Raw genomic sequence first — 26,092 nt, 5'->3', positions numbered from 1 at the left:
GTCCCCCAGGTGTACCCCTTGAACAGGCCGGGTCCGTAGACGCGGGCCACGATCGCTGTCATGCGCTCATCTCGTCGCCATCCCCTTTTCGTACCGGCGCTGTTGTGCGCGCTCGTGGTCCTCGCGGCCCGGCCGGCGGTGGCAGAGGACGACGGCGACAGCGCGGACCTCGACATCAGTGCCCAGGTGGCGCGGCTGTACGAGGACGCCTCCGTGGCGACGAGGCAGTACGAGGCGGGGCGCCAGGACGCCGAGGCGCAGCGTGGCCGGGCGGAGCGCGCTGAGCGGCTTCTGGTTCAGGAGCGTCAGGAGATCGCGGCCCTGCACGAGGACCTGGGCCGGATCGCGAGCGCCCAGTACCGGCAGGGCGGCGGCCTGCCGTACACGGCGCAGATCCTGTTCGCGAAGGATCCCGACGATCTGATGCGTGGTCAGCGTGCCGTGCGGCGGGCCGATCTGGCTGTCGTCAATGCCGTCGCGAAGAGCCGGCGTGCCGAGGGCCGGCTCGCCGCAGACGAGGGGAAGGCCCGGTCCGTGTGGGAGGCGCTGGAGAAGCGGAACGGGGAACTCGCCGGGATCAAGCGGACCATCGAGGCCAAGCTCGACGAGGCGCGGTCGGCGTTGCAGAGCCGGGCGGACGCCTCGGTGGCGGCGGGTTCCTGTCGTGGTGCGGTCCGTCTCGACCAGCCGCCCACGGACTTCACGCGCGCGTGGGTCGCGCCGGTGGAGACGTACGAGCTCTCCGCGGGTTTCGGCAGCGGGGGCGAGCACTGGGCGCATCGGCACACCGGCCAGGACTTCGCGGTGCCCATCGGCAGCCCGGTCAGGGCGGTCGGAGCGGGCCGGGTGGTGAAGGTGTCCTGTGGCGGTGCCTTCGGGATCGAGGTCGTGGTCGAGCACCCCGACGGCTACTACACGCAGTACGCGCATCTGGCGTCCGTCGCCGTCGACCAGGGGCAGCGGGTCTCGACCGGGGAGTGGATCGGGCAGTCGGGCACGAGCGGCAACTCGACCGGCCCGCATCTGCACTTCGAGGTGCGGGTGACGCCGGACATGGGATCGGCGATCGACCCGGTGCCGTGGCTGGCGGAGCACGGGGTCGTTGTGTAGGCCCGCCGGCGGCTCACAGCGGCTGTGGCGAGGCGACCGGCACGACCGGCCGTACGACGGCTGTGGGGGTCCGCCGAAGGCCCTGCGGGAGGACCGGCGGCAATACCCGCGGGGCCTTGGGCACGTACGCCGGAGGCCCCGCGGGTATTGCCGCCGGGTGGTCCGGAAGCCCAGCGGCCGTGCTGTCGGGTTGGTTACGAGCGCTCTGCCAGGATCCGCTCGATCACGACCGCCACCCCGTCCTCGTTGTTCGCGACCGTGCGCCCGGAGGCGGCCGCGATCACAGCGGGGTGGGCGTTGCCCATCGCGTACGAACGGCCGGCCCAGGTGAGCATCTCGACGTCGTTCGGCATGTCGCCGAAGGCGACGACCTCCTCGGCGGAGATACCGCGCTCGGCGCAGCACAGCGCGAGGGTGCTGGCCTTGGAGATGCCGGGGCCGCTGATCTCCAGAAGGGCACTGGGGCTCGACCGGGTCACATTGGCCCGGTCGCCGATGGCCGGGCGGGCGACGGCGAGGAACTCGTCAGGGTCCATCTCCGGGTGGTACGCGAGCACCTTCAGCACCGGCTGGTCGGCGTCGAGAGCGTCCTCGGCGAGAAGTTTCTCGGCGGGCGCGACGATCTCCGGGGGCTCCATGTGCATGAGGGGGTAACCCGGTTCGAGGTGGAGGCCGTACGTGCGCTCGACGGCGCACACCGTGCCGGGAGCGGCGGAACGCAGCACCTGGATGACGTCCAGGGCGTTGTCGGGCGTCAGTTCCCGGATCTTGACGAAGCGGTGGGCGCCGGGGCCGCCGTGCAGATCGACCACGGCGGCTCCGTTTCCGCAGATGGCCAGGCCGTGCCCGTGGACGTGGTCGCTGACGACGTCCATCCAGCGGGCCGGGCGGCCGGTGACGAAGAAGACCTCGATGCCGGCCTGTTCGGCGGCTGCGAGGGCGGCGATCGTGCGGTCGGACACCGATTTGTCGTCGCGCAACAAGGTGCCGTCGAGGTCCGTGGCGATCAGCCGGGGCGGGACGGTGGAGGCCGGAGTCTCGGGCCGGCGAGTCGCTGAGGTCACGTGCTCATTCTCCCGCATATATGCGCACGGCCGTGCGGCGGTCCGCACACTTGAGTGGTTACCGTCCTCATCGGTGCCGTTACGCCCTGTCCGGAAGTCCGGCGCCACGACTTCGGGCCTCTGGACAGGGCGTCGGTCTCAGGACAGCTGGGCGACCGCTTCCATGGCGATCCGCTCGAAGACCTTCTCGTCGGCGGCGAAGTCCGAGTCGGGGATCGGCCAGTGGATCACGATGTCGGTGAAGCCCAGCTCGACGTGCCGGCCCGCGAAGTCGACGAACGCGTCGAGGGACTCAAGTGGGCGGCTCCGGTCGGGCGTGAAGCCGGTGAGCAGGACCTTGTCGAGCTCCGCCACGTCCCTGCCGATCTCGGCGCACGCGTCGGCCAGCTTGGCGACCTGCCCGCGAATGGCTTGAACCGACTGCTCGGGGGTGCCCGTCTCGAACAGCTTCGGGTCGCCTGTCGTCACCCACGCCTGCCCGTGACGGGCGGCGAGCCTCAGCCCGCGCGGGCCGGTGGCGGCCACCGCGAACGGCAGCCGGGGGCGCTGGACACAGCCCGGGATGTTGCGCGCCTCGTGCGCCGAGTAGAAATTGCCGTCGTACGAGACGGAGTCCTCGGTGAGGAGCCGGTCGAGCAGCGGGACGAACTCACCGAAGCGGTCGGCGCGCTCCCGCGGGGTCCACGGGTCCTGGCCGAGCGCGGTGGCGTCGAAACCGGTGCCGCCCGCGCCGATGCCCAGGGTGAACCGGCCGTTCGAGATGTCGTCGAGGGAGATCAGGTCCTTGGCGAGGGTGACCGGGTGCCGGAAGTTCGGCGAGGTCACGAGCGTGCCGAGGCGCAGCCGGTCGGTGACGGCGGCCGCCGCGGTCAGTGTCGGCACGGCCCCGAACCACGGGCCGTCGCGGAAGGTCCGCCAGGACAGATGGTCGTAGGTGTACGCCGTCCGGAAGCCGAGCGCCTCGGCCCGGCGCCAGACCGACCGGCCTTCGGCCCAGGGGTATACCGGCAGGATGACCGTGCTCAGATGCATATGGTCGACCCTAACCGGCCGTGGAATCGTTCCGCGTCGGCCCCGCGCGGACCGGCGATGCGTTCGGTGTCCTCAGCAGGCGGGTGGTTCCACAGGGCCCGGTTCCCCGTGGATCATCGGTGCCAGGACTCCGTACGGCCGAGCGCTGCGGTGTCATCAGGCGGTGGCGTCCGGGTCGTAGCCGCGGAGAATGCCTACGAACCGGTCGAGCAGGACCGTGGCCGCGTCGTCCGGATATCCGCTGTTGAAGTGCATGACCCCGTTACGGACGTCTTTCACGCGGCGGAGCAGGCCGACGAAGTGCCCACGATCCACCCCTGGCCAGTTGAGCTTCTTCCAGCGTTCCTCGTCGTCGAGCAGCCGGATGTACTCGCCGAACATCAACTGATCGACCTGTCTGCGGCGTCGGTCCTTGTGGACCCTCCGCACGTCGTCCTCGCCGTACACCCGGCTGAGACAGCGACGGAGGCGCCGTTCGATCTCACCGAGCACGAAGAACGGGCGCGCGATGGCCACGAACTGGTCGGCGAGGTCCGCCGTGGTGACGATGCCGGTCACGGATCCCGCGGCGCTGCGCACCAGGACGAAGCCATATGCCTGGATCATGGGAACTACCGGTAGGAGGTAGGCGGTCGACTCAACGGCGTGGTATTCGCTGGTGAGGGCGTTCCGAACGGTGGCCTCCCGCCCGGTGGCGTGCATATGGGCGATGGAAGCCCAGGTGACGACGCCTTGCAGGGTGCCCAGGCCGTCGAGGACGGGCAACTGGGAGAAGCCGCGTTCGGCCATGATGCTCATGGCCTTGGGCAGCGTGTCGTCGGGCGTGATGGAGACAGCTCCGCCGTCGGCCGAGGGGAACACACTGACGCGCAGCGCGGTCTGTGGCAGCAGGCCGACGGGATCCTCTCCGGGCGCCCCGTCCGGTGCCCCGTCGGAGTCCGGTGTGGCGCCTGTGTCCGCCGCCTGAGGCGGGTCCTGGGCGACCTCGTCCGGGGCCTCGACGGTGACAGCCCGGTGTGCGCCCGGGTCGGGGTCACCTGGCGGGTGCGCCTGTGCAGGAACGGCGTTGCCGCTGGGCAGAGACACCACACGGATCTCGCCGTCGATGGGGCCGACGGCGAGATCCGGCACCGTGGTGAGCCCGGCGTTGCTCAGGGCGAGCGAGATGCGTGACACGGCAGCATGGTTGCGGAACCGGATGTCCCATCGCGCCAGCAGTTGGCGTCGGCTCAGCGTGGCACCGGCCAGGCCCGCTACGTCGAGTTCACCCGAGGCTGACATCTGCTTCTCCTCAGACCGTCGCTTTGCCCATGGCACGCTCCACCAGGCTCAGCAGGCGCGCGGCTCGGTCCCGGTAGAACGCGTCGAAGTCGTCGTCGCGGAGGGTTTTCGGGCTGATGTGGTGGGTTTCAACCACGTCGTCAAGCCAGTCCCCGCTGATTCCCGCCGCCTTCTCCAACGCGGCGAGGTAGACGGAGGGAGAGTTGCCGCCGATCGTCTGGTACGACTGGAACGACAGTGCGGTCTTGTTGACGATGCTGGTCATCCGTGCGCTGTCAGCCTTATTGCGGTCGAACCACGCCTTGGGGAAGACCTGCCGGATGTCGACGGACCAGCCTGTCAGGTTCTGCTCGCTGATCGCCTCGTCCGGGAAGTGCCAGTCCGCTGCGCCCTCCTTCATCAGCAGCGCGTAGATGCCCTTGTAGGCGGCACTGTTGCGTGATGTCAGCCGGTGCAGGCGCTGCTCCTGGAAGGAGGCCTCGGTGATCGTGTCCGGCTCCGGGCCGTCGTCCGTCAGCCAGGTGATGACCTGTTCCACGTCACGGACGAAGCGCGTGTCAGTGACCCCTCCGTACAGCTCGCCGAGCACGCCGCACCAGTACCAGCGGGACAGTCCGTCCTTGATCGTCGACTTCTCGCACGTCTCCCTGCCGAGGAGTGCGGCGATCGCTGCGAGCGGCACCAACTGCGAGCCGTACGACAGGTCCCTCTCCTTGAAGACATGCTGCGAGGCGAGGAACTTGCCGACCCAGGCGAAGGCACCTGTGACCTTGGGGGCGAGTGCGCTGTAGTCGGCCAGCGGCAGGTGCAGCAGGTCACGGCGCTTACAGCTGACCGCGGGCGGACTGGCTGCTCCCGGGTTGTCCGCCATGTACCGCTGCTTGCGCTGCCAGGTCTGCACGAGGGCGATCGTCTGGAGGAAGTCCAGGCTGGTGAGTCCGGTCTCATGCCGGCTGTCGGCGTCGATGGAACCGAGAACCGGATACGCGGTGCTGAGCATCTGCTTGGTCGTCCTCCAGTCCTCACTGAGGCTGAAGTCCCGGCCGTGTTCACGGGTGTACCGGTCGTCTCCGGCGTACGTCGCGGTGAGCAGTTCGAACACGTTGAGTACCACGCCACCGGTGTTGACCCGCTCGAAAACCGAGCAGACGGCGTCCTTCTGGGTCTCCTTGGGCAAACGGATCAGCGGCACCTTGAAGCCCTTGACCGTGTCGATGACTTTCGCCTGGAACGCGGACCAGGTGTCCCAGCGGTCCTCGGACGCGCTGACATAGGTGCGTTGCCACCTGCCGGTGGCATCTGCGTCGAATATCAGGTTCAGCGGGAAGAATCCGGCTGAACATTCGGCGTCCCTGCTCGTCAGGTCCAGGAGAATCCGCCCGAAGGAGCCGCGCAGCAGGCGATCCGCGGGGACGGACCGGATCGCCTCGTCCCGGTCGGACTCCTCGTCCACCGCCAGTGAGATGTCGATGTAGTACCAGCGTTGGTCGGGCTTGTTCCGTGTGTCGCTCGTCTCCACCGGCCGGTCCGACCGCAGTGCCTGGAACAGCGACGTCAGCCGCTGTTGCCCGTCCAGCAGAAGCTGCTCGGGAACGGTGCCGGGCCGTACCACCGTTCCGTGCAGCGGTCGGGCCTTGAACTGCGCCTCGCCTCCCGTGTCCAGTGTCATCGCCACGCCCAACGGATAGTCGAGCGTCACTGTGGCCAGCAGAGCACGGATCCGGTCGTCGTCCCATTTCCACTGACGCTGGAAGTCGGGCAGCTGAATCTTTCCGGCCGCGACGTCATCCAACATTCTGCCCAGGCTCGGGCCATCCAGCGCCACCACGTGTACTCCCAGGCTCGTACTGGTGCCGCCTCGTGCCGCCGCGCGAGTTCTGGCGCGCGGGCGTACTGCCGACGGACACGTTCCATCGGATCATGCCCGAAGCGCGACCATCGGCGGAGCCGTTTCCCACAATCGCCGACCTTCCTGGTTAGTGCGGTCGGTCGGTGACGGCGGCCGGGATCAGCGCGGACCGGGAAACCGCAGGTAGCGCGGGGGTACGGCCTCTGTCAGCCAGACGCCGTTGGCGCTGACCCGGAAGACGTGGCCGTCGCGGTGCATGGCGGCGGCGTCCAGGCTGAGCACGACCGGACGGCCGCGGCGGGCGCCGACGCGGGTGGCCGTCTCCCGGTCCGCCGAGAGGTGCACGTCGTGCCGGTTCATCGGCTTCAGACCCTCGGCGCGGATCGCGTCCAGGTTGCGTGCCACGGTCCCGTGGTAGAGGTACGCCGGCGGGGTCGCCGGGGGCAGTCCGAGGTCGACCTCGACGGAGTGACCCTGGCTGGCCCGGATCCGGGTCCCCTCGACGGCGAAGCGCCGCTTGTCGTTGTCGGCCACCACGTGATCGAGCTCGGCGCGGGTGAACCGGAAGCCGTGCGCGGCCGCCGCGGAGATCAGCGCGTCGATCTCGACCCAGCCGCCCTCGCCGAGCGTGAGTCCGATCCGCTCGGGCTGATGCCGCAGATGCTTCGAGAGGTACTTCGACACCTTCACGGTGCGCTTTTCATCCATCCGCTCATCCGCCTGCACTTCTGTCGGACCATCCGTCCGCTCGTGCGTCTCGTCGCGCGTCTGGTCACGAGTCCGTCCATGCGTCCGGGCATCCGTCTCTTCCCTCATCCTCCCAGCGTGCCTGGTGAGAGACGGATCACGCACTTTATTTCGGCTCGGAGGTTTGATCCACAGCCAAGTCTTGTTATCCACAGGCGAATTGACGAATCTGTGGACAACGAGGTTGCCCTTTAAGGCATTTCGTCAACAATGCCGTGATGGACGCCGTTTGCGGTGAGGTGGTCCAACACACGTGCCTGCAGCTCTCGTTCGGTGGCCGCCGTGACGAAAGCCGCCGCGTTATCGGCGCCAACCAGGCGCTCCACGGCCCGCATTGTCCCGGCGGCCACTTCCACCGCGCGCACGCTTTCCGACTTCTCCGGGAGCTGCCCGGCCGCGAGGTGCCGGCTCAGATGGCGGGTGGCGAAGAGCCGCATGGCACGGGCCAGTTCGGCATCCACCGTCTGCTGCGCGAGCGGTCGCAGCCGCCGCACGAGCGAGGCCGCCTCGGCCGCTTCCGCGTCACTCGGCGGGTGCTCCCCCAGATAGCGCGCGAAGACGTGCTCCGTGGTGAACTCCAGGAAGCGTGAGGCGATGTGTTCGACCTGCCCCCTCAACTCCCGCAGATGGCAGGCGATCGCGGACAGGGGCACACCCGCCGCGTACAACTCGACGGCCGCGGAAAGCTCTTGAGGGCTCGGAACGAGGAAGGCGTCCGCATCGCCCGGAACGGGCTCCAGCACACCGAGCTGGACGGCGACCGCCACCGCCACGGCGTCGGGACGACCGCCGAACCGCTCCTCCAGTTCGGCCCGGGAGATCCGGGCGGCCTCCTCGTCGGTCCACGGCCCGTCGACCTCCGCGACCAGACCGAGTATCCCGCCGAGGCCCCGGCCCGCGTCCCAGGCCTCCAGAAGCTCCTTGATCGAGGCCAGTGTGTAGCCGCGGTCGAGGAGTTCGGCGATCTGCCGCAGCCGCGCCAGATGGGCGTCCGCGTACACATTGGCGCGACCCCGCCGCTCGGGGCGGGGCAGCAGCCCGCGGTCCTGATAGGCGCGGATCGTCCGGACCGTGGCGCCGCTGCGGTGTGCCAGGTCCTCGATGCGGTACGCGACCCCGCCCGACTCGTCGTTCATCTCTCCCGCCCTCCCGGCCCGGGCCCTAGGAAGCCGCAGCCCGCCCGGTCGCCCCCACCGCCGACCGCGCCGCGGGTGACTGCGCCAGATACTCGACGGCCCTGAGCAAAGAGCCTTCCTTCGACGGATGGTACGACCGCCGCAGATAGCGGGGTATGGCCGCGCCGAGCTCCTTCCAGCTGGGCAACAGCCCTTTGCGGACCGCCTTGTCGTGGGCGGCGAGCGAATAGCGCAGCCGGCCGGCGAGCCGGGGGTCGTGGCGGATCAGATAGGCGGCGCCCCACACCCACAGGTAGAGCATCATCGGCGCGGTGACGGCCATGCCCGCGACCCGCCGGGCGTACCGGGGCGCGCCGTCGCCGCCGCAGTGCTGGTACAGGTCGAAGGCCACCGAACGGTGCTCGACCTCCTCCGCTCCGTGCCAGCGCAGCAGATCGAGCATGACCTCGTCGGCGTCGGCGAGGTCCAGGCCCTCGGCCGTCAGCACCCAGTCGCCCAGCACCGCCGTGAACTGCTCGATCGCCGCGACCATCGACAGCCGGAAGCGCAGCCACTCCCGGGCCGGGACCGGCACGCCCAGGGGCGGCTCCTCGCCGAGCAGCTTCTCGAAGAGGAAGTCGACGTGCCGGGTGAAGGCGGAGGTGTCGAGCCGCTGGGCGGCGAGGTGGTCGAGGACGTACGCGTGCTGCACGCTGTGTGTGGCCTCCTGGCCCATGAACCCCTTGACGTCCTTGCGGAGTTCGGGGTCGCGGATCAGTGGCAGAGCTTCCTTGAGGACCCGCACGAACCACCGTTCCCCGGCCGGGAGCAGCAGATGCAGCACATTGATGACGTGGGTGGCGGTGGGCTCCTCCGGGATCCAGTGCAGCGGGGTGTCCTGCCAGTCGAAGGACACCCGTCTGGGGAGGATCGCGTAGTGGCCCTCGCTCAGGGAACCGCCGGGCGGGCCGTCTCCCGGCGGTCCTGTCCGGCTGTCTTCCAGCGGTCCTGTCGGACCGTCCGCCGCGTCGCCCGGTCGTTCGCTCACAGGGGTGGCTCCATTCGTGCGATCGCGCGCAGTGCCCTGGGCGCGAAGCGGTGCATGAGGTGGAGGCCGCGCGCTTCCGGGCTGACCGGCACGACCGCCTCGTTGCGTACGACCGCGCGCAGGATCGCGTCGGCGACCTTCTCCGGCGGGTAGTTGCGCAGCCCGTACAGCCGGGCCGACTTCTTCTGGCGGCGCTTCTCCTCGGCCGCGTCGACGCCGGCGAAACGCGCGGTCGAGGTGATGTTGGTGTTGACGAAGCCGGGGCAGATCGCCGAGACGCCGATGTCCTGTCCGGCCAGCTCCGCGCGCAGACACTCGCTGAGCATGAGGACGGCCGCCTTGGAGGTGCTGTAGGCGGGCAGCGCCTTCGAGGGCTGGTACGCCGCCGCCGACGCGGTGTTGACGATGTGGCCGCCCTGGCCGCGCTCGGCCATGTGCTTCCCGAAGAGCCGACAGCCGTGGATCACGCCCCACAGATTGACGTCGAGGACCTTCCTCCAGTCCTCCGGGGTGGTGTCGAAGAAGGACCCGGACAGTCCGATACCGGCGTTGTTCACCAGCACGTCCACCACGCCGTACTCGGTGAGGACCTTGTCGGCGAGCTTCTCCATGGCCTGCTCGTCACAGACGTCGACCGTCTCGGCCCAGGCCGCGGGGGCGCCGATCAGCCGGGACATCTCCGCGGTGCGGGCCGCCGCCTCGGCGTCCCTGTCGACGGCCACCACGCGCGCGCCGGCCTCGGCGAACGCGAACGCGGTGGCCCGTCCGATGCCGCTGCCGGCGCCGGTGACCAGCACCAGCTGCCCGCCGAACCGGTCGGCGTACCTGCCGGTGGCCGCCGGCCCGGGTGCGGGCATCCCGGCCTCGCGGCCCTCGTTGGCCGTCACGAACTCGGATATCCAGGCGGCCAGTTGGTCGGGGCGGGTCCGCGGGACCCAGTGCTTGGCAGGGAGGGTGCGGCGCACCAGCCGCGGGGCCCATGTCTCCAGTTCGTCGTAGAGCCGCTCGGAGAGGAAGGCGTCCCCCAGGGGCGTGACGAGCTGCACGGGCGCGTGCGCGTACGCGTCCTCGCGGGGGCGGCCGAGCCGGGAGCGCACGTTGTCGCGGTACAGCCACGCGCCGTGCGCCGCGTCCGAGGGCAACGACGGGGTCGGGTAGTCGCCCGCGGGCACCTTCTCGATCCGCTGCAGGATCTTCGGCCACCGCCTGCCCAGAGGGCCGCGCCAGGCCAGCTCGGGCAGCACCGGCGTGTGCAGCATGTACACGTACCAGGACTTGGCGCCCTGGCCGAGGAGCTGGCCGATCCTTCGCGGGGTGGGCCGCCTCACGCGCCGCTTGATCCAGTGGCCGAAATGGTCGAGGGACGGACCGGACATCGACGTGAAGGACGCGATCCGGCCCTCGGCGCGCGCGACCGTGACGAACTCCCACGACTGCACGGAACCCCAGTCGTGACCCACCAGGTGCACGGGCTCGTCGGGACTCACCGCGTCGACGACCGCCAGGAAGTCGTCGGTCAGCTTCTCCAGCGTGAACCCGCCGCGCAGGGGCCGCGGCGCCGTCGAACGGCCGTGTCCCCGTACGTCGTACAACACGACATGGAAGCGGTCGGCGAGCCGGACGGCGACCTCGGACCACACTTCCTTGGAGTCCGGATAGCCGTGCACGAGGACCACGGTCGGCTGCCCGTCGTCGCCCAGCTCGGCGACGCACAGCTCGATTCCGCCCGTCCGCACCCAGCGCTCGCGCGCGCCCACGATGCTCATTCGTCCTCCGCCCAGCGCCGCACGTGCGGCAGATCGTCGTCGAGCCAGAACGCGCTCTGTTCGGGGTCCGCGGAGTCCGTGACGACCAGGATCTCCTCGAACTTCGCGCCCGTACCCCGGAAGCCGAGGTGCGGTTCGACCGCCCACAGTCCCGGCCGGGGCGGATGGCCGGAGAATCCGTACGGCGACCACAGGGGGGACCAGCCCTCCCGGTGCCCGCGCAGCGCGTCGCTCGCCAGCCCCTTCAGGGACCGGGTGCCGAACCCGAACAGACGCGGCGACCAGGACCGCTCCCGCACCCGGTCCACCTTGTGCGCGATCACGCCGAACGGATACGCGCGGTGCCGGTTGGCGCAGCCCTGGCGGGTCATGAGCCGGTCGACGTCCTCGTAGATCTCCCGCAGCGGCCGCCGCTCGCGCACCTCGCGCAGGATCAGCTCGCGGTGCGCCTCCAGATCGGCGAGCAGCCTGTCCTGCACCGGGTTCGGCCCGAGCGAGCCCGAGTAGCCGATGTCCGCCGTGAAGCCCTTGTGCACCGGGGCCATGTCGAGGATGAAGGGCATCCCCGGCTCCAGCCGGCGGTCGGTGGGGAAGAACTGCAGCGGGATCCGGAAGCCGGCGAAGGCCGTGCGATCGCCGAACCAGGCGAACGGCAGATGGAACCAGTCCCGCACCCCGCGCTCGCGCAGCCACACCCGCTGCATGCGCGCGGCCTCACGCTCGGTGACGCCGGGCTTCAGCTGTGCCGCGACCGCCTCCGCGCACTCGTACGCGAGGCGCTGGACCTCTCTGAACCCCCGCAGCTCCGCCGCGAGTTCGCCCGCCACTGCCGTCGTCATGCCACCGTCCCACCCTGTCCGCACCGATTGCGGTACGTGCCCGTAACGTGACACTGGCGAATGTGACAGTTGTTAGAGGCTGCGTCAATAGGACCGCCGGTGGCCTGTGGACAACCGGCCGGCCGTGGATCGCCGGCTCCCGGCGGCCCGTACCTGAGGGTGACCCCTACGGGCCCGTACGACTGGAGGCTGACGCGGATCCACCTCCGTGGGCTGACGACCGCTGTGGTGTGCGCCACTACCTTCGAATCGTGACTGTGATCGCGACCGAAAGCCTGAGCAAGCGGTACCCCCGGGTGACCGCGCTTGACCGGCTCTCCGTGGACGTCGGGCCCGGTGTGACCGGACTCGTCGGAGCCAATGGAGCCGGCAAGTCCACACTGATCAAGATCCTGCTGGGTCTGTCCCCCGCCACGGAGGGCAGCGCACGCGTGCTCGGCCTCGACGTCGCCACCGAAGGCGGCGCCATCCGCGAGCGGGTCGGTTACATGCCCGAGCACGACTGCCTGCCGCCCGACGTCTCGGCCACCGAGTTCGTCGTCCACATGGCGCGGATGTCCGGGCTGCCGCCGGCCGCGGCCCGCGAACGCACCGCGGACACCCTGCGCCATGTCGGACTGTACGAGGAGCGCTACCGCCCCATCGGCGGCTACTCGACGGGCATGAAGCAGCGCGTCAAACTCGCGCAGGCCCTCGTCCACGACCCCCAGCTGGTCTTCCTGGACGAACCGACCAACGGCCTGGACCCGGTCGGCCGCGACGACATGCTCGGACTGATCCGCCGTATCCACACGGACTTCGGCATCTCGGTCCTGGTCACCTCGCACCTCCTGGGCGAACTGGAACGCACCTGCGACCACGTCGTCGTCGTCGACGGCGGCAAGCTGCTGCGCTCCAGCTCCACCACGGACTTCACCAAGACCACCACGACCCTCGCCATCGAGGTCACCGACACCGACGAGCACCCGGACGGCACGAGCGCGGTGCGCGAGGTCCTCCACGCACGCGGGATCGAGACCCACGACGGCAGCGGACTGCCGGGCGCCGGACACATCCTGCTGCTCACCACCGAGAGCGAGGACACCTACGACCTCGTCCGCGACGTGGTCGCCGACCTCGGTCTCGGCCTGGTCCGCATGGAACAGCGCAGGCACCACATCGCCGAGGTCTTCGCCGACAGCGACGAGCAGCGGGCGAAGAACGAGCGAGCGGCGAGCGGCGAACCGCGGACCGGCGACGACCAGCGGAAGGAGGCGGTCGGCCATGGCAGTTGAGCACCCCCTCACCCAGCCGGGTGAGCAGACCCGTATCCACAACATCGGCTACCGCAACTACGACGGCCCCCGCCTCGGCCGCGGCTACGCCCGGCGCTCCCTCTACTCGCAGTCCCTGCGCGGCGCCTACGGACTCGGCCGCTCGGTCAAGTCCAAGGTCCTGCCGATGCTGCTCTTCGTGGTGATGTGCGTCCCCGCGCTGATCATGGTGGCCGTCGCGGTCGCCACCAAGGCGAAGGACCTGCCCGTCGACTACACGCGCTACGCGGTGATCATGCAGGCGGTCATCGGCCTGTACGTCGCCTCGCAGGGCCCCCAGGCCGTCTCCCGCGACCTGCGCTTCAAGACCGTGCCGCTGTACTTCTCACGCCCCATAGAGACCGGCGACTACGTGCGCGCCAAGTACGCGGCACTGGCCTCGGCACTGTTCATCCTCACGGCCGCCCCGCTGATCGTCCTCTACGTGGGGGCGCTGCTGGCCAAGCTCGACTTCTCCGACCAGAGCAAGGGCTTCGGACAGGGGCTGCTCTCCGTGGCACTGCTGTCGCTGCTCTTCGCCGGCATCGGCCTGGTCATCTCGGCGATCACCCCGCGCCGCGGCTTCGGCATCGCGGCCGTCATCGCCGCCCTGACCATCTCCTACGGAGCGGTCTCCACCGTCCAGGCCATCGCCTTCGAGCGGTCCAGCAGCGGAGCCGTCCCCTGGCTCGGGCTCTTCTCGCCGATCACGCTCATCGACGGAGTGCAGACGGCGTTCCTCGGCGCCACCTCCGCCTTCCCCGGCGAGGTGGGCCCCTCGTCCGGACAGGGAGTCGTCTACCTCGTCGTCGTCCTGGGCCTCATCGCGGGCTGCTACGGCCTGCTGATGCGCCGCTACCGAAAGGTCGGGCTGTGACCACGCTCAACATCGACCATGTCTCGCGCTGGTTCGGCAACGTGGTGGCGGTCAACGACATCACGATGACGATCGGCCCCGGCGTCACCGGCCTGCTCGGCCCGAACGGCGCCGGCAAGTCCACCCTCATCAACATGATGGGCGGCTTCCTCGCCCCCTCGACGGGCACCGTCACCCTCGACGGAAAGCCGACCTGGCGCAACGAGGACATCTACCGGCACATCGGCATCGTCCCCGAACGCGAGGCGATGTACGACTTCCTCACCGGGCGCGAATTCGTCGTCGCCAACGCCGAGTTGCACGGCCTCGGCGCGAAGGCCGCTCACCGGGCCCTCGCCACGGTCGAGATGGAGTACGCGCAGGACCGCAAGATCTCCACGTACTCCAAGGGCATGCGACAGCGAGTGAAGATGGCGTCCGCGCTGGTCCACGACCCGTCGCTGCTGCTGCTCGACGAGCCCTTCAACGGCATGGACCCGCGCCAGCGCATGCAGCTCATGGACCTGCTGCGCCGCATGGGCGACGAGGGCCGCACGGTGCTGTTCTCGTCCCACATCCTCGAAGAGGTGGAGCAACTCGCCGCCCACATCGAGGTGATCGTCGCCGGGCGGCACGCGGCGAGCGGCGACTTCCGGCGCATCCGCCGGCTGATGACCGACCGCCCGCACCGCTACCTGGTCCGCTCCAGCGACGACCGGGCGCTGGCCGCCGCACTGATCGCCGACCCGTCGACCTCCGGCATCGAAGTCGACCTCGCCGAGGGCGCGTTGCGCATCCAGGCGGTCGACTTCGGCCGGTTCACCGCACTGCTGCCGAAGGTCGCGCGTGAGCACGGCATCCGGCTGCTGACGGTGTCGCCGTCCGACGAGTCGCTGGAATCCGTCTTCTCGTATCTTGTCGCGGCGTAGGAGGCCGAAGATGTACGACCCCACAGTCGCCCGGCTCACCTATCGGGGCCTGCTCGGCCGCCGACGGGCGCTCATCCTCGGCGTCCTGCCCGTCCTGCTCATCGTGCTCTCCCTGGCCGTCCGGAGCTTCTCCGGGGCCGACGACCAGGTGGCCTCGGACCTGCTCGGCGGGTTCGCGCTGGCCACCATGGTGCCGATCATCGGTGTCATCGCCGGCACGGGAGCGATCGGTCCCGAGATCGACGACGGCTCGGTGGTGTATCTGCTGGCCAAGCCCCTGAAGCGGCCCACGATCATCTTCACCAAGCTGATCGTCGCGATCGCCGTCACCATGGCCTTCTCGGCGGTGCCGACGTTCATCGCGGGCATGATCCTGAACGGCAACGGCCAGCAGATCGCCGTCGCCTACACCGTGGCCGCCCTGGTCGCCTCGATCGCCTACGCCGCGATGTTCCTGCTCCTCGGGACCGTGACCCGGCACGCGGTGGTCTTCGGACTCGTCTACGCGCTCGTCTGGGAGGCCCTGTTCGGGTCCCTGGTGTCCGGCGCCCGCACGCTCAGCGTCCAGCAGTGGGCGCTCGCCGTGGGCCACAAGGTGACCGGCGGAGACCTCGTCACCTCGGACGTGAGCCTGCCGACCGCGACAGTCCTGCTGATCGTGGTCACCGTCCTCGCCACCTGGTACGCGGGGCAGCGGCTGCGGTCGCTGACGCTGGCCGGCGAGGAGTGAGCGAGGGCTCCCCGGGCGCGTGCCGACTGGTGGGCGGCACGCGTCCGGAGAGCCCCCTTTTTTCTTGACATCGGCTTCATCCCTGTCCGGGCACACTGGGCGAACGGGGACGCACGGCCAGGAGGAACGGGGATGGCAGGCGAGGAACCAAGGGGTGACGGCCGCGAACAGGCCGGGAACCGGTCCGTGGACAGGGCCGGGAACAGGTCGGGGGACGGGCTCGGGGACACGGCCGGGGAGCCGTGGGACGACCTCGTGCTCGACGAGAACTTCATACGGTCCGCCGAGACGACCGAGCCGTCGGCCCGCGCGCGCATGCTCGCCGCCCGCTGGCGCGAGGGAGGACCCGATCCGCAGCCCTGGCGCTCGGACGAGCCGCCCGCGGGGTGGTTCTTCAGCAAGGGGCGTCGGCGCAGGTGGCGCCGTAAGTGAGGCCACATGGGGGCGGCCCTTAATCCAGTGGCGCCCAAGTCGGCGTACGGGCACAGTGGTTGTGTTCACGCCGACGCGCAGAGCCGGCGCCACGTTCTGGGAGAGGAGCGCGACGATGTTCATCAGGAGCAGTACGTCGAGCTCCCGGCAGGGCAGCCCGCGGCGGGTTCCGGAGTAGTCACTCCTCCGAAGAACCCGCTCCGCAGGGGGAGTTGCCCGGGGCGGCCGCTTCGAGCGCGCGTCACGCGCGGGCCGCCCACCCGGAGGATTGGCCGAGTGGAAAGGCACCGGCTTGCTAAGCCGTGGTCGGGGGTGAAACCCCGCGCGCGTTCGATCCGCGCATCCTCCGCAAGACCTGGCCGGGAAACCCCGGCGAACACACCCGCCGACCCGTCGTCTGCCGACCAGCCGTCTGCCGACCAGCCATCCGGCGGCCTGCCATCCGACGAGGGCGATCACCGGCCCAGAACCCCGAGGGGGAGCGGCCCGGCAACCGCTACGGCTGCGTCAGCAACCGCTCCAGTACCACCGCGATACCGTCCTCCTCGTTCGAGGACGTCACCTCGTCCGCGATCGCCTTGAGGTCGTCGTGGGCGTTGGCCATGGCCACCCCGTGCTTCGCCCAGGCGAACATCGGGAGGTCGTTCGGCATGTCGCCGAAGGCGATCGTGTCCGCGGCCTTGACGCCGAGGCGCCGGGCGGCCAGGGACAGCCCCGTCGCCTTGGAGAGGCCGAGGGGGAGGAGTTCCACTATCCCCGCACCCGCCATCATGACGCCGACGAGTCCGCCCGCGACCTCCATGGCAACGGCCGCCAGTTCGTCGTCGGAGAGCGTCGGGTGCTGGACGTACACCTTGTTCAGAGGGGCCGACCAGAGGTCCGCCGCGTCCTTGATAGGGACGACCGGGAGCGGGCCGTCCAGCCTTCGGTAGCCGGGGCCGACCAGCACCTCGCCCTCGAGCCCGTCGCGGCTCGCCGCCAGCAGCAGCGGGCCGGCCTCCGCCTCGATCTTGGCGAGCGCGAGACCGGCCAGCTGCCGGTCCAGCGTCACCGAGGTGAGCAGCCGGTGCTCCCCCGCGTCATAGACCTGCGCGCCCTGACCGCAGACCGCCAGACCCCGGTAACCGAGGTCGTCGAGGATGTGCCGCGTCCAGGGAACCGCGCGCCCGGTGACGACGATGTGGGCCGCGCCCGCCTCGGTCACCGCGGCGAGCGCGTCACGCGTACGCGCCGAGACCGTCTCGTCGGAACGCAGCAGCGTCCCGTCGAGATCGGTCGCGACGAGCTTGTACGGAAAAGCCCCCGGCTCCATGGCCCCGGACGATCCCGTCGACCCGGTGGTGCTGGTCACTTGGAGATCGGCTCCAGAACCTCACGGCCGCCCAGGTAGGGCCGAAGGACCTCGGGAACCCGCACCGAACCGTCGGCGAGCTGGTGGTTCTCCAGGATCGCGACGATGGTGCGCGGGACGGCGCACAGCGTGCCGTTCAGCGTGGCGAGCGGCTGGACCTTCTTGCCGTCACGCATACGGACGGACAGGCGGCGGGCCTGGAAGCCGTCGCAGTTGGAGGCCGAGGTCAGCTCGCGGTACTTGCCCTGGGTCGGGATCCACGCCTCGCAGTCGAACTTGCGGGAGGCGGAGGAGCCCAGGTCGCCGCTCGCCACGTCGATCACCTGGAAGGGCAGTTCGAGGCCGGTCAGCCACTGCTTCTCCCATTCGAGGAGCCGCTGATGCTCGTTCTCGGCGTCCGCGGGGTCGACGTACGAGAACATCTCGACCTTGTCGAACTGGTGGACGCGGAAGATGCCGCGGGTGTCCTTGCCGTAGGTGCCGGCCTCACGGCGGAAGCACGGCGAGAAACCGGCGTAGCGCATCGGCAGCTTGTCCGCGTCGAGGATCTCGTCCATGTGGTACGCCGCGAGGGGGACCTCGGAGGTGCCGACCAGGTAGTAGTCGTCCTTCTCCAGGTGGTACACGTTCTCCGCGGCCTGGCCGAGGAAGCCGGTGCCCTCCATCGCGCGCGGGCGGACCAGGGCCGGGGTCAGCATCGGCGTGAAGCCGGCCTCGGTGGCCTGTGCGATCGCCGCGTTGACGAGGGCGAGCTCCAGGAGCGCGCCGACGCCCGTCAGGTAGTAGAAGCGCGAACCGGACACCTTGGCGCCACGCTCGACGTCGATGGCGCCAAGGGCCTCGCCGAGTTCCAGGTGGTCCTTGGGCTCGAAGCCCTCGGCGGCGAAGTCGCGGATGGTGCCGTGCGTCTCCAGGACGACGAAGTCCTCCTCGCCGCCGACCGGGACGTCGGGGTGCACCAGGTTCCCGAGCTGGAGGAGGAGCCGCTTGGCCGCCTCGTCCGCCTCGTTCTGTTCGGCCTCGGCGGCCTTGACGTCGGTCTTGAGCTGCTCGGCCTTCTTCAGCAGCTCGGCGCGCTCGTCCGGGGAGGCCTTGGGGATCAGCTTGCCGAGCGATTTCTGCTCGGAACGCAGCTCGTCGAAGCGGACGCCGGACGACCTGCGCCGCTCGTCGGCGGAGAGGAGGGAGTCGACGAGCGCGACATCCTCTCCACGGGCGCGCTGGGAGGCGCGAACACGGTCGGGGTCCTCACGGAGCAGGCGAAGGTCAATCACCCCTCAAGGCTACCGGTGCGGGCTTCCGGTCAACGACCCGATATTCCAGAGCGTGAGGGCTGTCACGGTATGAGTGAAATGCCGGACTGAATCCCTTGATCACCGAACGACGTCAAGGAAAGGGGCCTACTCCCCGAAACGGGGCAGACGGCTCTTCGTCGGTTGACTGGATTTCCTTGCGGGGGACGGGACTTGTGAGCCGGGTTGTCCACAGGGGGTGACCCCTTCGGATAGTTATCCACAGGGTGTGTGGAAGATCTGTGGATGCCGGAATTGATCATTCCGATCACCCTTCGCCGGCTGAGGAATTCCCGGTTCAAACCCTCCGTACACCCACTTTCGGGTGTAAATGATTCCCTCCATAGGGTTGATCAATGGAAAAGGGTAGACGAAGGGTGTCGTACGGGGTTGTGGAAGGACTTGGGTCCAGTAGCCGATTTGTCGATGATGTAGCACTTCGTTGTCGACTTGTCCCCAGGTCGAGAAGCGCACCTGTGGATAACATCTGTGGATGACGAAAATCAGCAGGTAGGACCGTGGGGAAACGCTCGGACGGCTGTGGATCCGCCGCTCAGAACCGGCCGTCCGCGCAGCGCGCCAGCCAGTCCGACGCGGCGGAGAACTCGTTGTCCGACGTCCCCGGCCGCAGCGGCCTTACGTCCTCCAGGGCGACACCGGCCCGCGGATAGGAACCGAGGAAGCGCACCTGGGGGCAGATCCGCTTCAGGCCCATCAGCGCTTCGCCCACCCGGCGGTCCGTGATGTGCCCCTCGGCGTCCACCGAGAAGCAGTAATTGCCGATGCCCTGTCCGGTGGGGCGGGATTCGATCCGCATCAGGTTGACGCCGCGCACGGCGAATTCCTGAAGCAGTTCGAGCAGCGCGCCGGGGTGGTCGTCGCCGAGCCAGATGACCACGGACGTCTTGTCGGCGCCGGTCGGCGCGGCGGGCCGGGCCGGGCGGCCGACCAGCACGAAGCGGGTCTCGGCGTTCGCCGCGTCGTGGATCTCGGTCACCAGCGGTTCGAGGCCGTACGTGGCCGCCGCGAACTCGCCCGCGAAGGCCGCGTCGAAACGGCCCTCCTGGACCAGCCGGGCACCGTCCGCGTTCGAGGCCGCCGACTCCCACAGGGCGTCCGGCAGGTGAGTGGCCAGCCAGTTGCGCACCTGGGGCTGGGCGACCGGGTGTCCGGTGACCGTCTTGACGTCCTTCAGTGTCGTGCCGGGCCTGACCAGCAGGGCGAAGGCGATCGGCAGCACGACCTCGCGGTAGATCATCAGCTGGTCGCCCTTGGCGAGCTCGTCGAGGGTGGCGGTGACACCGCCCTCGACGGAGTTCTCGATCGGGACGAGCGCGCCCGCCGCCTGGCCGCCGCGCACCGCGTCGAGCGCGGCCGGAACGGACACCATGGGCACCAGTTCCCGCGTCGCGGCCTCGGGAAGCGTGCGGAGGGCGGCCTCGGTGAACGTACCCTCGGGGCCGAGATAGGTGTAGCGCGTCGCCGACATACGGTCACCCTAATGGGCCTCGCCCGGCGCGGCTCACGCCCACGGAGCCCGGTTAGGAGCCCTGTGCCGGGCCGGGTACGGGCCCGGCACCAGGCTCATGCCCCCAGAGCTTCGGTACGGAGCCTCGCTCCGTGCCGGGTACGGAGCCCGGCACGGCGGGTCTTCACCCCTCCAGCAACCGCTGGCCCACGTACTCCCCCTCCGCCGCGCCGCCCGGCACCGCGAAGAGCCCGCTCGATTCATGGCGGATGAACGTCGAGAGCGCGTCGCCGCGGTCGAGTTTGCGCTGGACGGGGACGAAGCCGCGCACCGGATCGGCCTGCCAGCACACGAAGAGCAGGCCGGCGTCGGGTGTCCCGTCGGTGCCGATGCCGTCGTGGAAGGAGAACGGGCGGCGCAGCATCGCGGCGCCGCCGTTCTGGTCGGGCCGGGTGATGCGGGCGTGCGCGTTGACGGGCACGACCGGGTTGCCGCCGGCGTCGGTCTTGTCCAGGTCCATCGGGGTGGTCTCGGTGCCGCCGCTCAGGGGCGCCCCGGTGGACTTCTTCCGCCCGATGACGTCCTCCTGGGCCTTGCCCGAGAGCTTCTCCCAGTCGTCGAGAAGCATGCGGATACGGCGTACGACGGCGTACGAGCCGTTCGCCATCCATCCCGGGTCGCCGGAGGCGGGGACGAAGACGCGCCCGTCGAAGTCGGGCTCGGACGGCTTCGGATTGCGGGTGCCGTCGATCTGACCCATCAGGTTCCGCGCGGTCATCGGCTCGGCGGTGGCGCCCGGCGAGCGGTTGAAACCGTTCATCTGCCAGCGCACGCGCGCCGCGCCGCCCGCGTCCTTCTGGATCGCGCGCAGGGCGTGGAAGGCGACGAGGGCGTCGTTCGCGCCGATCTGCACCCACAGGTCGCCGTCGCTGCGCGCCTTGTCGAGCCGGTCGGAGGAGAAGTCGGGCAGCGGGTCCAGGGCGACCGGGCGCTGCTTCTCCAGGCCCGTACGCGCGAAGAAGCTGTGCCCGAAGCCGAAGGTGACGGTGAGGGACGACGGGCCGGCGTCACGCGCGACATCCGTGTCCTCGTGGGCCGCGGCCTCGCCGGACATCAGCCGCTGGGCCGTCACCGACCAGCGGCGCAGCAGGGCGGCGGCCTCCCTGCGTCCCGCGCCCGCCGTCAGGTCGAAGGAGACGAGGTGGCCGCGCGCCTGGAGCGCGGTGGTGATGCCGGGCTGATGTTTCCCGTGAAACATTGCCATGTCCGCGCCGACCGAGGTCAGCGGGATGGTTTTCCCCGGGGAGGGCGCCGCCGCGTAGCCGACGGCCGCCCCCGCAGCTCCGAGGGCGAGTCCGGTGGCGCCGGCGGTGCCGAGCAGCCGGCGCCGCGACATGACCCCGTTCGGGGAGTCGCCGGGCGACGCGATGCCGGGGGACGCCGGGGACGCCTCAGGGGAGGGTGCCGTCCGGGCGGAGGGGGAGGAGGTCCCGGGGGTGGACTGGTCAGCCATGGTCAGGGTCAGCCGATCTGCGCGTTCTTGTTCACGGTGGCCTGGTCGATGTCGGAGGTGCGCACGGTCACCGCGATCTTCCAGTCGCCCGCCAAGGGGATCTGAACTCCGCTCGCCGCCCAGTGTCCGGTGGAGACCCGGTCGGGGGTCACCGGCAGAGGGCCGACGTCCTTCGCCGCGAGCGTGAAGGCGACCTTCACCTCGGGGACGTCGAAGGCCCTGCCGTTCGGCCGGACCACGAAGACGTGCATCTCGTTGCCGCCGACGCGGGCCGGGTCGAGAGTGATCTCCACCGTGCCCTTGCCGTCCTCGCCGCCCGTGTCGAACGGGATCTTCAGGGAGAGCGGCCCGGAGCGTTGCGAGGCGGACGCGGTGGCCTGCCGCGCCGCCTCCGCCGTACGTCCCGGTTCGGTGGTCGTCAGCGCGGTGGTGACCGCGAGCAGGACGACCGCGACCCCGGCCTCGGCGAGTACCGAGCGGCGCAGCCCCGAGCGGTGCGGGTCGGCGTCGCGGACACGCTTCTCGCGGGTGGAGTCCACGGCGGCCTGCTGCCTGGCGAGTTGGGCGGCGCGCCTGGAGTCGGCGGGAACGGTGCCTGGCGTCCTCGGCGCGGAGCGCTGTTCCACGACGGCGGCGGCCTCGGGAGCCGTCGCCTCGGACAGCCGGGCCGTCCAGCGCCGCGAGATCCACGCGATGCCCACGAGGAGGGCGACCAGGCCGACCTTGACGAGCAGCAGCTGTCCGTACGTCGTGTCGGTGAGCGCCGACCAGGAGCCGAGCTGTCGCCACGACTGGTAGATCCCGGTGGCGACCAGCACGAGGACGGCGCCGAACGCGAGGCGGGAGAACCGGCGCACGGCGCTCGCCTCGATCTGCGTGTCCGCCGGCGCCCGGAAGAGGGCCACCACCAGCGTCGACAGACCGCCGAGCCAGACGGCGACGGCCAGCAGGTGCAGGACGTCGACGGGCATCGCGACGGCCGGCTGGATGCCGGTCGAGGCGTGCTCGGCCATGGCCCAGGTCGCGGCGAGACCGGCCGCGACGACCGCGCCGCCGATGGCGAGCCCGAAGGTGAGGTCGCTCTTCTCCGCGGCCAGGTGATCGGCGTCGGCGGCCAGGCCGTCGGCGTCCTCGGTGCCGTCAGGACCGCCGCCCGGCGCCTCGGCCCGTTCGCCGCGCGTCGCTTTCACACTGACCGTCCGCGCGGCGGCCGTGTTCCTGTCGGCCGTCTGTGCGGCGGCCGTCTTCGTGTCGGCCGTCTGTGCGGCGGCGGTCTTCGTTGCGACGGTCTTCGTGTCCGCCCCACCGGCGGATTCCTTCGTGCCGGCCGCTTCCGGGCCGGCTGTCTGCGCCGCGGTGGCGTCCCCGGCCAGGGCCGTGGCCGCCGCCCGTTCGTCCTCGTCGCGCTTGGCGTACGCGCCGAAGAGCACCGCGATGAACAGCGCCGCAGCGGCCAGCAGCAGCAGCCGCGACACCAGCGCCGCGCCCGACTTGGTCTGCAGCACCTCCCCGAGCAGGGTCAGGTCGAAGACGTCGCCGACGTCGCCGGACCCCACGTACGAACCGCGCAGGAGCAGCAGAGCGAGTGTGGAGGCGGTCAGCGTGAGCCATCCCGAGACCACGACCCGCTGCACCGGCCGGACGCCGGAGCCCCGCTGCCAGCAGCCCAGCACGAAGGCGGCCCCGCCGACGAGCAGGATGAATCCCGCGTACGAGAAGTAGCGCGCCGCTCCGTAGAGGAAGCCCACCACGCCGCCGCCCACCGCTTGGTCGGACAACGCGACGGAGGTCTGCGAGGGGGCGCCGATGGAGAAGGTGAAGGCGCCGGAGACGGGGTGGCTGTCCGCCGACACCACCTGGTAGGTGACGGTGTACGTGCCGTCGGGCAGCCCCGGGCGTAGTTTCAGGCCGTACGTGTCGCCGCCCAGGTCGCTCGCGCCGCCAGTGTCGACGCGCTTGCCCCTGGGGTCGAGCACTTGGAGCGAGCCGTCGTTCAGCGAGACCTGCTCGGAGAAGGTGAGCGAGACCTGGGTGGGTGCCTTGTCGACCACCGATCCCTGCGTCGGGTTGCTCCCGGTCAGCGCGGCGTGCGCGGAGGCGGGCGCGGCGCCTGCCAGGAGCGCGCCGAACACGGCGAGGAGCAGCAGCAGGAGGGTCCGGAAGCGGGGGGCGATGGTCAGTGTCACGGTGATGCCTCCCTCAGTGCCCGGTCTTCGGGTTGTAGGTCGCGGATTTCACCGGCATGGAGATCCTGACCGTGCCGGACTTGGCGAAGTGCAGTTCCACGGACACCTTCTCGCCCTGTTCGGGCTTGTGGGTGAGCTTTGCGAACATGAGGTGGTTGCCGCCGCTCGTGAAGTCCAGGGTGCCCCCGGCGGGCACGGCGAATGACTTCTTCTCCCGCATCGCGCCGTCCTCGGTCGTGTCCATCGTGACCTCGTCCGAGAGGTCGCTGGTGACCGCGGTGAGCGTGTCGGCGCCGCCGGAGCTGGTGACGGTGAAGAAGCCCGCCGCCATGGTCTCCGTGCTCGGGGCGGGCATGTAGGCGCCGGTGACCTGGAGTCCGGGCGTGGCCGGGGACGACGAGGAGGAGTCGCCCGAACCGCAGCCCGCCAGTGTTCCCGAGGCGGCTATGACCAGTGCGCCGACGGCGAGGAGCCTCGCGTGACGACTCGGACGGTGGTTCACGGGTTCTTCCCCTCGGCGATCTTGGGAAGGTCCTTGGTGTAGTCGTCGACGGTGGCGCTCTCGCCGTACAGCACGTAGCCCGCGTCGGTCTTCGGCGAGAAGGCGATGACCTGGGTGCCGTGCACGGAGACGACCTTGCCGTTCTTGTTCTTCGTGGTGGGCTCGATGGTGATGTGCAGGGAGCGGGCGCCGGCCTGGATCGTGGCGAAGTCGCCGGTCAGGCCGATGAAGTCCGGGTCGATGCCCTTGAGCCACGTACCGAGCGCGGCGGGGGTGTCGCGGGCCGGGTCGGTGGTGACGAACACGACGCGCAGCTTGTCCTGCTCGGCCTTCGGCAGCTGCTTCTTCGCGACCGCGAGGTTGTTCATCGTCAGGGGGCAGGCGTCGGGGCAGTGGGTGTAGCCGAAGTAGATGAGCGTCGGCCGACCCTTGGTCTCCGCGCGCAGGTCGTACTTCTTGCCGGCCGTGTCGGTCAGCACGAGGTCCGGCTTCTCGTACGGATTGTCGAGTACCGTCGCGGCCTTGGCGGAGCCCGCCTCGGCGGACACGTCGGTGACCGGCTTGTTGCTGTCGTCACCACCGCCGCAGGCGGAGAGGGTCAGCGCGGCGGCGGCGAACAGGGCGGCCATCGCGTACGTCTTCTTGCGCATAGAAAAATGTCCCAGATGTGAGCGCTCCGGTGCGCACCGGGGGTCGAACGAGGCCGAAGGGCCAGGTCGGACGTGACCGGGCGGGCCGGGCGGGCCGGGCCGGTCACGTCCGGGCCGGTCCGGGTCGTCCGAGCCGGAGAGCCGCGTCCGCGACCCTCCGGTGCGCACCGGGAGCGGTTGTGTCTCAGTACCTCAGGTGCTTGCCGGCAGCTCAGGCGTTCGTACGCCGACGGCCGGCCAGAACGCCGTACGCCACGCCCGCCAGGCCGACGGCGATGCCGACGACGCCGAGCACGCGCGCGGTGGTGTCGCTGCCGTCCGGGGAGGCGGCCGCCTCGGTGGTGTCCTTGGCGGTGTCCTTGGTGTCGGAGGCGTCCTCGGCGACGGCGGATCCGTGATGGCCCTCCTCGGTGGCGGCCGAGAGCGCGAGCACCGGAGCCGGGTTCTCGGGCTCCTCCGCGCCCTCCTTCTGCGGCTCGATCCAGCGCACCACATCCTTGTCGGAGTACGTCTGGACGGCCTTGAAGACGAGTTCGTCGGTGTCCTCGGGAAGCGCGCCGATGGAGAGCGGGAACTTCTGGAAGAAGCCCGGCTCGATGCCCTTGCCGTCGGCGGTCCAGGTGACCTTGGTGACGGCCTCGCCGATCTTCTCGCCGTGTGCGGTGACCGGCTTGTCCAGCTTGGACTTGGTGACCTTCACCGTCCAGCCGTCGAGCGGCTGCGGCATGACGGAGGCCAGCGGGTGGTCGGCCGGGAGGTTCACCTCGACCTGGGTGGTCGAGGCGTTGTCGCGCTCGTTGGGCACCTTGAAGTTCACGACGGCGTAGCCGCCCTTGGCGGCCGCGCCCTCGGGCTGCACGCTGACGTGCGCGAACGCGGGGGCGGACAGGGCGAGAACGGCCGTGGCGGCGACGGTGCCGACGGCGGCGAGACGAGAAGCCTTCATGGAAGGGAACACTCCACTTTCAGTCCAGTGACAAAGGGGACGCGCGTGCGCCTCGGTGTCCCGCGGAAGGGGCGAAGCGGCGCCCGGGGAGACC

23 protein-coding genes and 1 tRNA gene are annotated in these 26,092 nt (G+C 70.2%); 7 read left to right on the top strand and 17 right to left on the bottom strand.

The features are described from left to right. Positions 1 to 60: 60 nt before the first annotated feature. Positions 61 to 1,110 carry a M23 family metallopeptidase gene (locus ACFYW8_RS12525; protein ID WP_389071711.1) on the top strand — a complete coding sequence of 350 codons (1,050 nt, stop codon included), beginning with the start codon at positions 61 to 63 and terminating at the stop codon, positions 1,108 to 1,110. A gap of 194 nt (positions 1,111 to 1,304) precedes the next feature. On the opposite strand, the gene ACFYW8_RS12520 is transcribed toward ACFYW8_RS12525, so the two are convergent. The 9 genes from ACFYW8_RS12520 to ACFYW8_RS12480 form a co-directional block, all read right to left on the bottom strand. Continuing rightward, complete coding sequence (locus ACFYW8_RS12520) at positions 1,305 to 2,192, bottom strand: Cof-type HAD-IIB family hydrolase (protein ID WP_365869390.1); 888 nt, start codon at positions 2,190 to 2,192, stop codon at positions 1,305 to 1,307. A gap of 120 nt (positions 2,193 to 2,312) precedes the next feature. Continuing rightward, positions 2,313 to 3,206: an LLM class flavin-dependent oxidoreductase gene (locus tag ACFYW8_RS12515; RefSeq protein ID WP_365869391.1), complete on the bottom strand. Its 894-nt coding sequence runs from the start codon at positions 3,204 to 3,206 to the stop codon at positions 2,313 to 2,315. Between the two features lie 156 nt (positions 3,207 to 3,362). Then, positions 3,363 to 4,487, bottom strand: coding sequence for a CBS domain-containing protein (locus ACFYW8_RS12510; RefSeq protein ID WP_389071705.1), 1,125 nt, complete (start codon positions 4,485 to 4,487; stop codon positions 3,363 to 3,365). A 10-nt stretch (positions 4,488 to 4,497) separates the two neighbouring features. Next, the gene (locus tag ACFYW8_RS12505) at positions 4,498 to 6,282 is read right to left on the bottom strand and encodes a DUF262 domain-containing protein (protein WP_365869393.1); all 1,785 of its coding nucleotides are present in this window, start codon (positions 6,280 to 6,282) and stop codon (positions 4,498 to 4,500) included. A gap of 213 nt (positions 6,283 to 6,495) precedes the next feature. Next, positions 6,496 to 7,044 (bottom strand): RNA 2'-phosphotransferase, encoded by a 549-nt coding sequence (locus ACFYW8_RS12500; protein ID WP_389071698.1) that lies wholly within the window; start codon positions 7,042 to 7,044, stop codon positions 6,496 to 6,498. A 230-nt stretch (positions 7,045 to 7,274) separates the two neighbouring features. Continuing rightward, a complete protein-coding gene (locus ACFYW8_RS12495) occupies positions 7,275 to 8,219 on the bottom strand; it encodes a MerR family transcriptional regulator (protein WP_389071693.1) in 945 nt (314 codons plus the stop codon). Between the two features lie 25 nt (positions 8,220 to 8,244). Further along, a complete protein-coding gene (locus ACFYW8_RS12490) occupies positions 8,245 to 9,150 on the bottom strand; it encodes a metal-dependent hydrolase (protein WP_389072515.1) in 906 nt (301 codons plus the stop codon). A gap of 92 nt (positions 9,151 to 9,242) precedes the next feature. Beyond that, a complete protein-coding gene (locus tag ACFYW8_RS12485) occupies positions 9,243 to 11,012 on the bottom strand; it encodes an SDR family oxidoreductase (RefSeq protein WP_389071688.1) in 1,770 nt (589 codons plus the stop codon). After that, entirely contained in the window at positions 11,009 to 11,851 is an 843-nt protein-coding gene (locus tag ACFYW8_RS12480; protein ID WP_389071682.1) for a M24 family metallopeptidase, read from the bottom strand. The genes ACFYW8_RS12485 and ACFYW8_RS12480 overlap by 4 nt, the downstream gene beginning before the upstream one ends. Positions 11,852 to 12,108: 257 nt before the next feature. Between ACFYW8_RS12480 and ACFYW8_RS12475 the strand changes: the two genes are divergently transcribed. The 6 genes from ACFYW8_RS12475 to ACFYW8_RS12450 all read left to right on the top strand — a co-directional run bounded on the left by ACFYW8_RS12475 (position 12,109) and on the right by ACFYW8_RS12450 (position 16,439). After that, positions 12,109 to 13,125: an ABC transporter ATP-binding protein gene (locus ACFYW8_RS12475; RefSeq protein WP_365869586.1), complete on the top strand. Its 1,017-nt coding sequence runs from the start codon at positions 12,109 to 12,111 to the stop codon at positions 13,123 to 13,125. Next, the gene (locus ACFYW8_RS12470) at positions 13,115 to 14,020 is read left to right on the top strand and encodes an ABC transporter permease (RefSeq protein WP_389071677.1); all 906 of its coding nucleotides are present in this window, start codon (positions 13,115 to 13,117) and stop codon (positions 14,018 to 14,020) included. Before ACFYW8_RS12475 ends, ACFYW8_RS12470 begins: the two co-directional genes overlap by 11 nt. Beyond that, positions 14,017 to 14,928, top strand: coding sequence for an ABC transporter ATP-binding protein (locus tag ACFYW8_RS12465; RefSeq protein ID WP_328554598.1), 912 nt, complete (start codon positions 14,017 to 14,019; stop codon positions 14,926 to 14,928). The genes ACFYW8_RS12470 and ACFYW8_RS12465 overlap by 4 nt, the downstream gene beginning before the upstream one ends. Before the next feature lie 10 nt (positions 14,929 to 14,938). Further along, entirely contained in the window at positions 14,939 to 15,658 is a 720-nt protein-coding gene (locus tag ACFYW8_RS12460; protein WP_389071670.1) for an ABC transporter permease, read from the top strand. A gap of 132 nt (positions 15,659 to 15,790) precedes the next feature. Next, entirely contained in the window at positions 15,791 to 16,090 is a 300-nt protein-coding gene (locus tag ACFYW8_RS12455; RefSeq protein ID WP_365869399.1) for a hypothetical protein, read from the top strand. Between the two features lie 262 nt (positions 16,091 to 16,352). Continuing rightward, a tRNA-Ser gene (locus ACFYW8_RS12450) sits at positions 16,353 to 16,439 on the top strand. 147 nt (positions 16,440 to 16,586) lie between these two features. Here ACFYW8_RS12450 and ACFYW8_RS12445 read toward each other — a convergent pair. The 8 genes from ACFYW8_RS12445 to ACFYW8_RS12410 all read right to left on the bottom strand — a co-directional run bounded on the left by ACFYW8_RS12445 (position 16,587) and on the right by ACFYW8_RS12410 (position 25,998). Then, positions 16,587 to 17,402, bottom strand: a complete 816-nt coding sequence (locus ACFYW8_RS12445; RefSeq protein WP_365869587.1) for an HAD family hydrolase — start codon at positions 17,400 to 17,402, stop codon at positions 16,587 to 16,589. 35 nt (positions 17,403 to 17,437) lie between these two features. Beyond that, positions 17,438 to 18,715, bottom strand: a complete 1,278-nt coding sequence (gene serS / locus ACFYW8_RS12440; protein ID WP_365869400.1) for a serine--tRNA ligase — start codon at positions 18,713 to 18,715, stop codon at positions 17,438 to 17,440. A 571-nt stretch (positions 18,716 to 19,286) separates the two neighbouring features. Further along, on the bottom strand, positions 19,287 to 20,222 hold the full coding sequence (gene pheA / locus ACFYW8_RS12435) for a prephenate dehydratase (protein WP_365869401.1): 936 nt from the start codon (positions 20,220 to 20,222) through the stop codon (positions 19,287 to 19,289). A gap of 163 nt (positions 20,223 to 20,385) precedes the next feature. After that, positions 20,386 to 21,714, bottom strand: coding sequence for an iron uptake transporter deferrochelatase/peroxidase subunit (gene efeB / locus ACFYW8_RS12430; RefSeq protein ID WP_389071656.1), 1,329 nt, complete (start codon positions 21,712 to 21,714; stop codon positions 20,386 to 20,388). Between the two features lie 8 nt (positions 21,715 to 21,722). Continuing rightward, positions 21,723 to 23,900: a copper resistance CopC/CopD family protein gene (locus tag ACFYW8_RS12425; RefSeq protein WP_389071653.1), complete on the bottom strand. Its 2,178-nt coding sequence runs from the start codon at positions 23,898 to 23,900 to the stop codon at positions 21,723 to 21,725. Positions 23,901 to 23,913: 13 nt separating this feature from the next. Next, entirely contained in the window at positions 23,914 to 24,402 is a 489-nt protein-coding gene (locus ACFYW8_RS12420) for a copper chaperone PCu(A)C (protein ID WP_389071650.1), read from the bottom strand. After that, positions 24,399 to 25,052 (bottom strand): SCO family protein, encoded by a 654-nt coding sequence (locus ACFYW8_RS12415; RefSeq protein WP_389071647.1) that lies wholly within the window; start codon positions 25,050 to 25,052, stop codon positions 24,399 to 24,401. The genes ACFYW8_RS12420 and ACFYW8_RS12415 overlap by 4 nt, the downstream gene beginning before the upstream one ends. Positions 25,053 to 25,263: 211 nt before the next feature. After that, positions 25,264 to 25,998 carry a YcnI family protein gene (locus tag ACFYW8_RS12410; protein ID WP_389071643.1) on the bottom strand — a complete coding sequence of 245 codons (735 nt, stop codon included), beginning with the start codon at positions 25,996 to 25,998 and terminating at the stop codon, positions 25,264 to 25,266. Between the last annotated feature and the right edge of the window lie 94 nt (positions 25,999 to 26,092).

This window comes from Streptomyces sp. NPDC002742, from assembly GCF_042888885.1.
Taxonomy (GTDB): domain Bacteria; phylum Actinomycetota; class Actinomycetes; order Streptomycetales; family Streptomycetaceae; genus Streptomyces.
This window is presented reverse-complemented; position numbering and strand designations above follow the sequence as displayed.